This window comes from Streptomyces sp. NPDC091281 (assembly GCF_044757425.1).
Classification (GTDB): Bacteria; Actinomycetota; Actinomycetes; order Streptomycetales; family Streptomycetaceae; genus Streptomyces.
Map to the genome: position 1 here is coordinate 792,735 of NZ_JBIVUY010000001.1, position 12,224 is coordinate 804,958.

The 12,224-nt window shown below is 73.5% G+C and carries 9 protein-coding genes and 1 pseudogene; 6 read left to right on the plus strand and 4 right to left on the minus strand.

The features are described from left to right. Nucleotides 1–9 precede the first annotated feature (9 nt). Together ACIQPQ_RS03500 and ACIQPQ_RS03505 are read left to right on the plus strand one after the other, a co-directional pair. The gene (locus tag ACIQPQ_RS03500) at nucleotides 10–228 is read left to right on the plus strand and encodes a hypothetical protein (protein ID WP_401299138.1); all 219 of its coding nucleotides are present in this window, start codon (nucleotides 10–12) and stop codon (nucleotides 226–228) included. Beyond that, nucleotides 225–458, plus strand: coding sequence for a hypothetical protein (locus tag ACIQPQ_RS03505; protein ID WP_401299141.1), 234 nt, complete (start codon nucleotides 225–227; stop codon nucleotides 456–458). The genes ACIQPQ_RS03500 and ACIQPQ_RS03505 overlap by 4 nt, the downstream gene beginning before the upstream one ends. Nucleotides 459–561: 103 nt before the next feature. On the opposite strand, the gene ACIQPQ_RS03510 is transcribed toward ACIQPQ_RS03505, so the two are convergent. Then, nucleotides 562–1,362 (minus strand): site-2 protease family protein, encoded by an 801-nt coding sequence (locus tag ACIQPQ_RS03510; protein WP_401299144.1) that lies wholly within the window; start codon nucleotides 1,360–1,362, stop codon nucleotides 562–564. A 404-nt stretch (nucleotides 1,363–1,766) separates the two neighbouring features. Here ACIQPQ_RS03510 and ACIQPQ_RS03515 point away from each other — a divergent pair, with 404 nt between their 5' ends. Then, nucleotides 1,767–5,204, plus strand: a complete 3,438-nt coding sequence (locus ACIQPQ_RS03515) for an AfsR/SARP family transcriptional regulator (RefSeq protein WP_401299147.1) — start codon at nucleotides 1,767–1,769, stop codon at nucleotides 5,202–5,204. 55 nt (nucleotides 5,205–5,259) lie between these two features. Here ACIQPQ_RS03515 and ACIQPQ_RS03520 read toward each other — a convergent pair whose 3' ends face one another. From ACIQPQ_RS03520 to panB, 3 genes are all read right to left on the minus strand, one after another. Further along, nucleotides 5,260–6,090, minus strand: coding sequence for an ABC transporter permease (locus ACIQPQ_RS03520; RefSeq protein ID WP_401299150.1), 831 nt, complete (start codon nucleotides 6,088–6,090; stop codon nucleotides 5,260–5,262). Continuing rightward, nucleotides 6,087–7,112, minus strand: a complete 1,026-nt coding sequence (locus tag ACIQPQ_RS03525) for an ATP-binding cassette domain-containing protein (protein WP_401299152.1) — start codon at nucleotides 7,110–7,112, stop codon at nucleotides 6,087–6,089. Before ACIQPQ_RS03525 ends, ACIQPQ_RS03520 begins: the two co-directional genes overlap by 4 nt. 265 nt (nucleotides 7,113–7,377) lie before the next feature. Beyond that, the gene (panB, locus tag ACIQPQ_RS03530; RefSeq protein WP_401299155.1) at nucleotides 7,378–8,244 is read right to left on the minus strand and encodes a 3-methyl-2-oxobutanoate hydroxymethyltransferase; all 867 of its coding nucleotides are present in this window, start codon (nucleotides 8,242–8,244) and stop codon (nucleotides 7,378–7,380) included. Nucleotides 8,245–8,428: 184 nt separating this feature from the next. Here panB and ACIQPQ_RS03535 point away from each other — a divergent pair, with 184 nt between their 5' ends. The 3 genes and pseudogenes from ACIQPQ_RS03535 (at nucleotide 8,429) to ACIQPQ_RS03545 (ending at nucleotide 12,200) form a co-directional block, all read left to right on the plus strand. Next, entirely contained in the window at nucleotides 8,429–10,024 is a 1,596-nt protein-coding gene (locus ACIQPQ_RS03535; RefSeq protein ID WP_401299158.1) for a DHA2 family efflux MFS transporter permease subunit, read from the plus strand. Nucleotides 10,025–10,223: 199 nt separating this feature from the next. Further along, nucleotides 10,224–10,844 (plus strand): annotated as a pseudogene (locus ACIQPQ_RS03540) (TetR/AcrR family transcriptional regulator); the annotation flags it as partial. A 297-nt stretch (nucleotides 10,845–11,141) separates the two neighbouring features. After that, the gene (locus ACIQPQ_RS03545) at nucleotides 11,142–12,200 is read left to right on the plus strand and encodes an endonuclease/exonuclease/phosphatase family protein (protein ID WP_383771548.1); all 1,059 of its coding nucleotides are present in this window, start codon (nucleotides 11,142–11,144) and stop codon (nucleotides 12,198–12,200) included. Nucleotides 12,201–12,224: the final 24 nt, after the last annotated feature.

The following is a 12,224-nucleotide window of genomic DNA, read 5'->3' on the forward strand; positions in this document are numbered from 1 at the left end:
GGCGTCGCGGTGACGGCCGGAAGGGGGCGACTGCCCGACGTCGGCACCCTGGTGGTCGACACCGAGCGGGACCGGTTCGGCACCTTCCAGACCGTCATCGACGGCGAGGCGTGGCTGCGGCCCGTCGGCGGTGGCTACGAGTGGTCCGTGAAGGTCGGTCTCATGCGCCGGGCGACCCGCGACGAGCGCCTCAAGGCGGAGCGTCGGGCCCGCAGGAGGGACGGGTGAACACGGCGCCGTTCGCCGAGGTGTCGACAGCGGCGGATCTGGACCGGCTGGACGCCACCGTCTACGTCGAGTGCTCCCGCTGCGTCCGCATGGAGCCGGTGCGGGGCGGCCTGGTCGAGGGACTGGACCCCGTCGAGTGTGCCAGGCGCCACGCCGGGAAGCACGACGGCCATCAAGGCTTCCGGACGCACCGCATCACGCACTTCGGGGTCAGCGCACCCCCTGCCTAGACCGGGTCCGACGACGACCCGACCACCCCGTCTCCCCGTCGCCCGTCACACGGCGGGGGCGGGGCGGCTCCGTGTCCGCGCGGGTGGTCGGGCCGCGCCCGCCTCACCCGCCCACCGAGCAGAACTCGTCCGTCCCCTGCCAGAAGCGGAACAGGGACTGGCCGCAGTACGTGTCCACGTCCTCGATGCCCAGGCCGCGCAGGACCGCGTCGACCGCGTCGAAGAAGACCGCGTTCACCGACGGCACCCACAGCAGGGCGAACACGAACAGCAGGCCGAACGGGGCGAACGGCTCCACCTGGCGGCGTACGTTGTACGACAGCCAGGGCTCGATCACGCCGTAGCCGTCCAGGCCCGGGACCGGAAGGAAGTTGAGGATCGCGGCCGTCACCTGGAGCAGGGCCAGGAAGGCGAGCGCGAAGCGGAAGTCGGCCGGGACGCCGTCCAGCGCGCCCAGCCAGAACGGGGCCGTGCAGACCACGGCGAACAGGACGTTCGTCAGCGGGCCCGCCGCCGAGATCAGGCTGTGCCGCCACCGGCCCCTGATCCGGTTGCGTTCGATGAAGACCGCGCCGCCGGGCAGGCCGATCCCGCCCATGATGACGAAGATCACCGGCAGCACGATGCTGAGCAGGGCGTGCGTGTACTTGAGCGGGTTCAGCGTCAGGTAGCCCTTGGCGCCGACCGAGATGTCCCCGCCGTGCAGGGCGGTGCGCGCGTGCGCGTACTCGTGCAGGCACAGGGAGACGACCCAGGCGCCGGTCACGAAGAGGAAGACGGCCACTCCGGGCTGCTCGGCGAAGCCGGTCCAGGTGGCCCAGCCCGTGACCGCGGTGACGGCCAGGATGCCCAGGAAGACGGGGCTGATCCGCCGGTCGCTGCGGCGGGAGAGGGCGGTGGTCATGGGGCGGGGCTCCAGGTGGCTGTCGTCGGGGACCGGGCGGTCCCCACGTCGGGACCGGGCCGTCACCGGTACGGTCGGGACCGGTGTCCGGCTGCCCGACCGTACCGGGTGGACGGGGCGTACGGGGAAAACGTCTCGCGCGGGGGCATCGGTTCCTAGCAGAGTGTCCCCGTCGCCCCGACGGGGGCGCCGGTTCGCGCTGCCCGGGTACGGGCGTACCGAGAGGGATGTCCGAGAGGGATGTCCGAGGGGGATATCCGAGGGGGACAAGGGGGCGCCCCTATCCCTAGGGGGGCGGACCCCCCGCAGGACGCTCCCACGGGGTCGGCCGCCCCCCCCGTGCGGCGGACCCCGCCGCGCCCGCCGCCCGAACCCCGTGACCCGCCCCGATCCCACCGGAGACAATGGACCCCGTGCGCTACCGCATCCTCGGCACCACCCAGGCACTCCGGACCGACGGCACGCCCGTCCCGGTCGGCGGGGCGCGGCTGCGTGCCCTGCTGACCGTCCTGGCGCTGCGGGCCGGCCGGACCGTGCCCGCCGGACTGCTGGTGGCGGAGGTGTGGGGCGGCGACCCGCCCGCCGACGCCCCCGGCGCGCTCCAGGCGCTGGTGGGGCGGCTGCGCCGGGTCCTCGGGCCGGACGCCGTCGAGTCCGCCGAGGGCGGCTACCGGCTCGCCGCCCCGCCCGACGCCGTCGACCTGCACCGCTTCGAACGGCTCACCGCCGACGGGCTGCGCGCCCTCGCCGACGGCGACCCCGCCAAGGCCGCCGCTCTCCTCGACGACGCCCTCGCCCTCTGGCAGGACCCGCCGCTCAGCGACCTCCCCGACCGCGGCGCCGAGGCCGCCCGGCTCGCCGCCCGCCGCCTGGACGCCGTCCGCGCCCGGCACACCGCCGCCCTCGCCCTCGGCGGCGCCGAGCAGTCCCTGCCCGAGCTGACCGCCCTGTGCGGCGCCCACCCGCTGGACGAGCCCCTTCAGGCGCTGCGCCTGCGCGCCCTGCGCGACGCGGGCCGCCCCGCCCAGGCCCTCGCCGCCTACGAGGACGTACGGAAGGTGCTCGCCGACCGGCTCGGCTCCGACCCGGGGCCCGAACTGCGCGCCCTGCACGCCGAACTGCTCGCCCCGGCGCCCGGCGACCTCGCCGTCCTCGCCACCGCGCGGGACAACGGCGCCGCGCGGGACAACGGCGCCGCCCCCGCCGCCGGCCGGCCCGCCCCGAGCCCCGCGACCGACCGGGCCGCCGCCCCCGTGGCCGGCAACCTCCACGCCCGGCTCACCTCCTTCGTCGGCCGGGAGGCCGACATCGCCGCCGTCCGGGACGACCTCGCCACCGCCCGCCTGGTCACGCTGCTCGGACCCGGCGGCGCGGGCAAGACCCGGCTCTCCCAGGAGGCCGCCGAGACCGTCGGCGACGCCGCCCGCGACGGCGTGTGGCTGGCCGAGCTGGCGCCCGTCGCCGACCCCGAGGCCGTACCGCAGGCCGTCCTCACCGCCGTGGGCGCCCGCGAGACCGTCCTCTACGGCGCCGGGGCCGAGGAGCTGCGGGCCGCGTCCGAGCGGCACGACGACCCCGTGGACCGCCTCGTCGAGCACTGCTCCCGGCGCCGCATGCTGATCGTCCTCGACAACTGCGAGCACGTCGTCGACGCGGCCGCCCGCCTGGTGGACGAACTCCTGCGCCGCTGCCCCCGGCTCACCGTCCTCGCCACCAGCCGCGAACCGCTCGGCGTGCCCGGCGAGGTGCTGCGCCCCGTGGAACCCCTGCCCGCCCCGGTCGCGCTCCGCCTCCTCGCCGAGCGCGGCGCCGCCGTCCGCCCCGGCTTCCGTGTCGACGAGGACCGCGAGGCCTGCGCCGAGATCTGCGACCGCCTCGACGGGCTGCCCCTCGCCATCGAACTCGCCGCCGCCCGGCTGCGGATGCTCACCCCGCGCCAGATCGCCGACCGCCTCGACGACCGCTTCCGGCTGCTCACCTCCGGCAGCCGCACCCTCCTGCCCCGCCAGCAGACGCTGCGGGCCGTCGTCGACTGGTCCTGGGACCTGCTCGACGCCGACGAACGCGCCGTCCTCGGCCACCTGTCCGTCTTCGCCCGCGGCTGCGACCTCGCCGCCGCCGAGGCGGTCTGCGGCCCCGCCGCCCTCGAAGCGGTCGGCTCCCTCGTCGACAAGTCCCTCGTCGTCGCCGCCCCCACCGCCGACGGCGCCATGCGCTACCGGCTCCTGGAGACCGTCGCCGAGTACGCCGCCGAACGCCTCGACGCCTCCGGCGCCCGCCCCGCTGCCGAGCGCGCCCACCTCACGTACTACCGCGAACTCGCCCGCACCACCGAGCCGTCGCTGCGCGGAGCCGGGCAACTCGCCGCCATCGCCCGCTTCCAGCTGGAGTACGAGAACCTCCGCACCGCGCTGCGCCGCGCCGTCACCGCCCGCGACGAGCAGGAGGCGCTCTGCCTCGCCCTCTCCCTCGTCCTGTACTGGCAGATGCGCGACCTGCGCATCGAGGCCCGCACCTGGTGCCGCGAGGTCATGTCCCTCGGCCCCGACCCCTTCGCCGAGCCGCTGACCCCCGCGCAGCCCCTGTGGGAGAACTGCATCGACGCCCCGCCCCCGATGACCGGCGAACTCCTCCAGGAGGCCCGGCGCGGCGTCCATCTCGCCCATCTCGCCTGCATGGACACCGAGTTGGACGCCTGGCAGACCCCCGAGGCGCAGGCCAGACTCCGCGCCATCTCCGCCGCCTATCCCCCCGGCCTCCCCCAGGCCTGCCGCATCCCCGGCCAACTCTCCTTCTACGCCGTGATGATGAGCGGCGACGCGGAACGCATCATCGCCCTCGCCGACGCCAACGTCCGTACCTGCCGGGACACTCCGGGCTTCGAGTACGAGCTGGCGGTCTGCCTGCAACTGCGCGCCAACCTGCACGCCAACCGCTCCGACAGCGCCGCCGCAGGCGCCCGTGACGCGGAGGAGGCCCTGGAGATCTTCCGCCGCATGGACGACGCCTGGGGCGTGGCCGAGGCGCTGTCCGCGCGCGCCGAGTCCGGCGAACGCCTCGGCCGTTACCGGGAGGCCGCCGCCGACTACGAGGACGCCATGGCGCACGCCGAACGGCTCGGCGCCCGCACCCAGTTGGACGTCCTCGGTGCCCGGCTGGGCAGCGCGCTGCTGGAGTCGGGCGACGAGGAACGCGGCGAACGCGTCCTGCGCGAGGTCATCGGACGCCCCGGCCACGCCGCCAACGAGGCGATGCCCGCCGCCCGCCTCTTCCTCACCGGCCACCTCGCCATGACCGGCCGCCTCGCCGAGGCCCGCGAACAGATGAGGTTGCTGAAGGAGGAGTTCGGCACCGCCCACTTCGTCGTCTTCGACGCCTTCATCCTCGGCGCCGAGGCCTGGCTGTGCGTGGTCGACGGGCGGCGCGCACAGGCCCTCACCCTCGTCCGCCAGGCCCTCCTGCGGGCCGGGGACCCGCTCGCCACGGCCATGGCCCCGCACATGCGGTCCTTCTACCTGGCGATCGCCGCGGCGGCCCTCGCCGCCGAGGACGGCGCTGCCGCCGACGGCCAACACGCCTCCGCCGACGGCCAGGACACCGCCCCCGACGGCCACGACGCCTCCGACGGGACCGGCTTCCTGGCCAGGGCCGAGGCCGCCGCCCGCTGTCTGGGCGCCGGGGACGCGCTGCTGCCCGCCGCCCACGTGCCCCCGCGCATGGAGCGCGAGACCCACACCCTCGCCGTGGCCCGCACCCGCGCCGCCCTCGGCGAGGAGGCCTACGCCGCCGCGTACGCCGAGGGCGGCGGCCTCTCGTACGAGGAGGCCACCGCCCTGGTCTGACCGACGCCGTACGCGGACGGCCGGGTTCCGGCGCGCATGCCCGCCGTCGCCCGCGTCAGCTCTTGGTGCGGAACTTGTGGATGGCGACCGGCGCCATCACCGCGGTCAGCCCGACCGACCAGGCCAGCGTCACCCACAGACCGTGGGCGACCGGGCCGCCGATCATCAGGCCCCGCGCGGCGTCGGCCAGCCCCGACAGCGGGTTGACGGAGGTGAAGTTCCGCAGCCAGCCCGGCATCGACGCGGTCGGCGCGAAGATCGACGAGCCGAACTGGAGCGGCATCAGCACCAGGAAGCCCATCGCCTGCACGGACTGCGCGTTCTTCATCACCACGCCGAGGGTGAGGAACACCCACATCAGCGCGAAGCCGAACAGCGCCGACAGGCCGATCGACGCGATGAGACCGGTCCAGCTGGTGATCTCGAAGCCGACCAGCAGCGCGACGACCATCAGGACCACCGTCGCGAACAGCATCCGCATCAGCTCGACCGCGATCTTCGCGAACAGCACCGAGCCGCGTCCGATGGGCAGGGACCGGAAACGGTCCATCACCCCGGAGTTGAAGTCCTGGTTGAAGCCGGTGCCGACGCCCTGCGCCATGTTCATCCCCATCATGGCGAGCAGGCCGGGGATGACGTACTGGACGTACTCCTCCTGGCCGCCGCCCAGCGACTGGCCGATGGAGCCGCCGAAGACGTAGACGAAGAGCAGGGTGAAGACGACCGGGAAGAGGATCGCGTCGAACATCGACTCGGGGTCCTGGCGGATCCACAGCAGGTTGCGGCGGACCAGCGCGCCGGTGTGGCGCAGGTGCGCCCGCAGCGGGATGGGCGCGTCGGTGACCTTGGAGTCGGCCGGGGCGAACGGGGCGGTGGTGGCGCTCATACGGCGACCTCCTCGCGGGTCGGGGCGGGCACGGTGTCCTGCGGGGTGCTCGCGCGGTGCCCGGTGAGGGACAGGAACACCTCGTCCAGGCTGGGCAGTTCGGTGGTGATCCCGGCGAGCGTGATGCCGCGCGCGGTGACGGCGCCGACGACGGCGGTGAGCTGTTCGTCGCTGAGCACGGGCACCAGCACCGAGCCGCGCTCGGTGTCCACGACGGTGGCGGCGAGGCCGGTGATGCCCATCTCGTCCAGGGCGGACGCCAGCGGGCGCAGGTGCAGCGGGTCGGTGGGCGTGACCCGCAGGGTCCGGCCGCCCACCTTGGCCTTCAGCGCGTCGATCCGGCCGCCCGCGATGACCTTGCCGCGGTCCACGACGGTCAGCTCGGAGGCGAGCTGCTCGGCCTCCTCCATGTACTGCGTGGTGAGCAGGACGGTCACCCCGTCCCCGACCATCGCCTTGACCTCGTCCCACACCTCGTTGCGGGTGCGCGGGTCCAGGCCGGTGGTCGGCTCGTCCAGGCAGAGCACGGCCGGGCGGCCGATCATGGACGCGGCGAGGTCGAGACGGCGCCGCATGCCGCCGGAGTACGTCGCGGCGGGCCGCCTGGCCGCCTCGGTGAGCGAGAACCGCTCCAGCAGCTCGTCGGCGCGCAGCCGGGAGTCCCGGCGGGGCAGGTCGAGGAGGCGGCCGATGAGGTAGAGGTTCTCCCAGCCGGAGAGCTTCTCGTCTACGGACGCGTACTGGCCGGTGAGGCCGATCACCCGGCGGAGCTGGCGCGGCTGGCGGACGACGTCGTAGCCCGCGACGGTCGCGGTGCCCGCGTCGGGGACCAGGAGGGTGGACAGGATGCGGACGAGGGTGGTCTTGCCGGCGCCGTTCGGCCCGAGGACGCCCATCACGGTGCCCTCGCGCACGTCGAGGTCGACCCCGTCCAGCGCCTTGGTCTCCCCGTAGTGCTTGACCAGCCCCCGCACGGTGACGGCGCCGCTCGCGCCGCCCGGGGTGTTGTCGATGCGTGTCATGCCGTAGACAGTGCCAGCCCTCACCGACATATCGCCGACAGCCGACCGACATGGGGTGCGGGATGCGTGCAGGCCGCCTGTCAGCCGTTCACAGGCCGTCTGTCGGTCACCGGCACACGGCCAGGGAAGCCGGTCACCGGCACGCGTCGCGCGGGAAAGGGGGCGGCCCGCCGACGGGGGAAGATCGGCGGGCCGCCCGGGGTGCGGAGATGGCTCTGTGGAGGTACGGGTCCTACGGGGTCCTGCCCCCGTAGGGCCGCGTGCCCTAGTGGACCGCGTGCTCCTCCTGCGGGAACGTCCCGGTGGTGACGTCCTCCGCGAACGCCTTCACCGCGTCGCCCATGACCTGCCGCAGGTTCGCGTACTGCTTGACGAACTTCGGCATCCGGCCGCCGGTCAGGCCCAGCATGTCCGTCCAGACCAGGACCTGCGCGTCCGTCTCGGCGCCCGCGCCGATGCCGACGGTCGGGATGTGCAGCACCCGCGTCACCTCGGCGGCCAGCTCGGCCGGGACCAGCTCCAGGACGACCGCGAAGGCGCCCGCGTCCTGCACGGCCTTGGCGTCCCGCAGCAGCTGCGCCGCGGCCTCCTCGCCCCGGCCCTGCACCCGGTAGCCCATGGCGTTCACCGACTGCGGGGTGAGGCCGATGTGGGCCATCACCGGGATGCCGGACTCCACCAGCAGCTCGATCTGCCGGTGCGAGCGCTCGCCGCCCTCCAGCTTCACGGCCCCCACCCCGGCCTCCTTGACCAGCCGGGTGGCGCTGCGCAGGGCCTGCACCGGCCCCTCCTGGTACGAGCCGAACGGCAGGTCCCCGACGATCAGGGCGCGCCGGGTGCCCCGCACGACGGCCGCCGACAGCAGGGTCATCTCGTCCAGGGTGACCGGGACGGTGGTCTCGTAGCCGAGGTGACAGTTGCCCGCCGAGTCGCCGACGAGCAGGACGGGGATGCCGGCCTCGTCGAACACGGACGCGGTCATCGCGTCGTACGCGGTCAGCATGGGCCACTTCTCGCCGCGCTCCTTGGCGGCGGCGATGTCACGGACGGTGATGCGGCGAGTGCCCTTGCCCCCGTACAGCGCTTTGCTGCCGTCGGAGGACTGCTTCTGGGCAGCCGAAAGCTGCGTCATGGGTACGGCTCCTTACGTCATCTCGAGGCGCCCTCAGTGCGTCCCCGGACCGTTTCCCATGGTGGCACTTCGCCCCGGGGAGGGCCAGAGCGCCCCCGGAGCACGGCGCCCGGTGTGGGTAAAGCCTCAGCAAGGTTTTCGATACGAGACGGTCTCGTATCGAAATGGGCCTAGGCTGGAGGGCATGACCACTCCTGCCGTCCCCGCAGCCCCCCGGATACCCGAGGCGGTGCACCGGCGTCGCTGGGCGATCCTCGGCGCGCTGATGCTCAGCCTGCTGATCGTGGTGCTGGACAACTCGATCCTGAACGTGGCGATCAAGACGATCTCCACCCCGGCACCCACCGGCCTCGGCGCCACCCAGAGCGAGCTGGAGTGGGCGATCAACTCCTACACCCTCGTCTTCGCGGGCCTGCTCTTCTCCGCCGGGCTCCTCGGCGACCGGCTCGGCCGCAAGAAGGTGCTCCTCGGCGGCCTCGCCGTGTTCGGCATCGGCTCCCTGCTCGCCGCCGAGTCCGGGTCACCCGCCCAGCTCATCGCGTTCCGCGCGCTGATGGCGCTCGGCGCCGCCTTCGTGATGCCCGCCACCCTCGCCGTGCTGATGAACGTCTTCGAGCGCGACGAGCAGCCCAAGGCGATCGGCATCTGGGCGGGCGGTGTCGGCCTCGCCATCGCGATCGGCCCGATCACCGGCGGTCTGCTCCTCGACCACTTCTGGTGGGGCTCGGTCTTCCTGGTCAACGTGCCCATCGTGATCATCGCCATCGCCCTGATGATCTGGCTGGTCCCGGACTCCCGCGACCCCAACCCCGGCCGCATCGACCCCGTCGGCGTCGTCCTCTCCGTCGTCGGCCTGGTCCTGCTGGTCTACGGCATCATCAAGGGCGGCGAACTGGCCGACTTCACCGACCCGACCGTCCTGGTGACGATCATCGCCGGGCTCGTGGTGCTCGCCGCGTTCGTCCTGTTCGAGAAGCGCAGCGACCACCCGTCGATCGACGTCACCTACTTCAAGAACAAGGTGTTCTCCGCCGCGATCGGCGCCATCGCCCTGGTCTTCTTCGCCCTCATGGGCGTCACCTTCTTCTCTGTCTTCTACACCCAGAGCGTGCGCGGCTACTCGCCCCTGGAGACCGGCCTCCTGCTGCTGCCGCTGGCCGTCGCCCAGCTGATCTTCGCGCCCCGCGCCCGGCTCGTCGTCAACCGCTTCGGCAACCGCGCCACAACCACCGGCGGCATGTTGCTCATCGCGGCCACCCTGACCGCGTTCGCCACCTTCGACGCCGACACCCCGATCTGGGTCCTGGAGGTCGTCTTCTTCGGCATGGGCGCCGGAATGGCCCACATCATGACCCCGACCAGCGTCGTCATCATGCAGGCGCTGCCCCGCGAGAAGGCCGGTTCCGCGTCCGCCCTCAGCAACACCTTCCGCCAGCTCGGCGGCGCGCTCGGCATCGCCGTCCTCGGCTCCGTCCTGTCCACGGCGTACCGCAACGGCATCGAGGGCAAGCTCGGTGTCCTCCCCGCCGGACTGCGCGACACCGCGGGCGAGTCCATCGAGGCCACCCTCGGCGTCGCCGACCGGCTCGGCCCGCGCGGCGAGGCCCTCGTCGGCTCCGCCAACGACGCCTTCCTGCACGCCATGCACGTCACCGCGCTGTGCGGGGCGGGCGTGGCCCTCATCGGCGCGCTCGTCGTCGTCCTGTTCCTCCCGGGCCGCGACGAACCGGCCCCGACCAGCCCCACGGAGGACGAACTGGTGCGCAGCGAGCAGGCGTAGCGGCCGGAGCCCGCAGCCGTACGAGCGGTCGGCGCGGCTCCGGGGGAGCGTCGGGGAGAATGCCTCCCGTAGGGGTCGTACGGGTCGTACGGGCCTACGGGTCCTGCGGGAGGCGGCGACCCGTCGCCCCGTACGACCCGTAGGCCCGTACGGCGGCGGGACCGTACGACGGAGTGACGAGGCGAGACGAGGAGCGGACGTGACGACGACAGCCGGCACCGGGTCGGCCGCGGAGCAGCCCGTCCGGGGGCGACCCCGCAGCGAGAGCGTGGAACGGGCCATCGTCGAGGCGGCGATGAGACTCCTGGAGGAGGGCGTACCGCTCGGGGAGCTGTCCATCGAGCGGATCGCCCGCACCGCCGGTGTCGGCAAGGCGACCATCTACCGCCGCTGGAGCGGCAAGGAGGAACTCTTCGTCGACGTCCTGCGGGCCGCCGAGCCCGACGACCTCGAACTCCCCGGCACCTCCCTGCGCGACGACCTCGTCGTCATGCTGGAGTCGCTGCGGCTGCGCGGCCTCGCCACCCGCTCCTCGGCCATCCTGCGCACCGTGCACGCCGAGATGAAGAGCAGCCCGCGGATCTGGGCGGCCTACCACAGCACCGTCATCGTGCCCCGCCGCGCCCTCGGCATCGAGGTGCTGCGCCGCGGCCAACTGAACGGCGAACTCCGCGCCGACGTCGACATCGACCTGCTGAACGACGTGTTCGTCGGCCCCATGCTGGTGCGCGCCATGCTCCGCCCCGACGCCGAACTGCCCGAAGGCCTCGCCGAGCAGATCGTCGACACCCTGCTCGACGGCCTGCGGCCTGTCGCCCCGTCGGAGAACGCCCCGGCGGAGAACGCCCCGGCGGAGAACGCCCCGTCGGTGAGCACCCTGCCGGAGAACGTCCCGCCGGAGAGCGCCGCGCCCGCGGAGGGGCGCCGAACACACCCGTGAATATGCGCGTTTCGTCACAGACCCCTACGGACCGGCCGCAGCCGGAACCCCGCGCGCCGCTCCGTTCGTCCTCGTGCCCGTCGGGCCGTCATGGGACGGCGGGATCGGAACCGATCATCCCCTAGGGTCGTACCCACACGGGGGAGACGGTGTGCACGGCAGTAGTGAGGCGACGGTATGGCGCAGCAGGCGTACGTGACGGAGACGGACAACGGAGGCTCGGGACCCGAGCACCGGGGAGCCCGGTTCCGTCGCCTGCTCGAACGGCTGGCGAGCCGCCTGCCGTCGGGCTGGCGCGGCGACCGGCGGATCTGGCGCCGCGGCCTGGTCGTCGCCGCCCTCGCGCTGCTGCTCGCCCTGGTGATGCTGCTGCACTCCCGCATCCCCAACCGCTTCGGCAACCTCGGCAGTCTGACGGAGACGTTCCTGCCCTGGCTGGGCGTCTTCGTCCCGCTGCTGCTGGTCCTCGCGCTGGTGCGCCGGTCGGCCACCGCGCTGATCGCGCTGATCCTCCCCGTCGCGGTCTGGCTGAACCTCTTCGGCGGGCTGATCGGCGACAAGACCGGCGGGGGCGGCGACCTCACGGTGGCCACCCACAACGTCAACGCCCAGAACCCCGACCCCGAGCGCACCGCCCGTGACGTGGCCGCCTCCGGCGCGGACGTGGTCGCGCTGGAGGAGCTGACCGAGGCGGCGGTGCCGGTCTACGAGAAGGCGCTGGCGGGGACGTACCGCTACCACTCGGTACAGGGCACGGTCGGGCTGTGGAGCAAGTACCCGCTGAGCGACATCCGGTCGGTCGACATCAAGCTCGGCTGGACCCGCGCCATGCGCGCCACCGCCGCCACCCCCGAGGGCCCGGTCGGCTTCTACGTCGCCCACCTGCCGTCGGTGCGGGTGAAGCTCCAGGCCGGGTTCACCGCCCGGCAGCGCGACAAGAGCGCCGACGCGCTCGGCGAGGCCATCGCCGCCGACCGCCTGACCCGCAAGATCCTCCTCGGCGACCTCAACGGCACGATGAACGACCGCTCCCTGAACGCCGTCACCTCCCAGATGCGCTCGGCGCAGGGCGCGGCGGGCAGCGGCTTCGGGTTCAGCTGGCCCGCGTCGTTCCCGATGGCCCGCATCGACCAGATCATGGTGACGGGCGTCGAGCCGGTGACCTCGTGGACGCTGCCGCGCACCGCCAGCGACCACCTGCCGGTCGCCGCCCGTGTGAAGGTCACCACACCGTAACCTCCCGGAATACCGCAGCGGGGA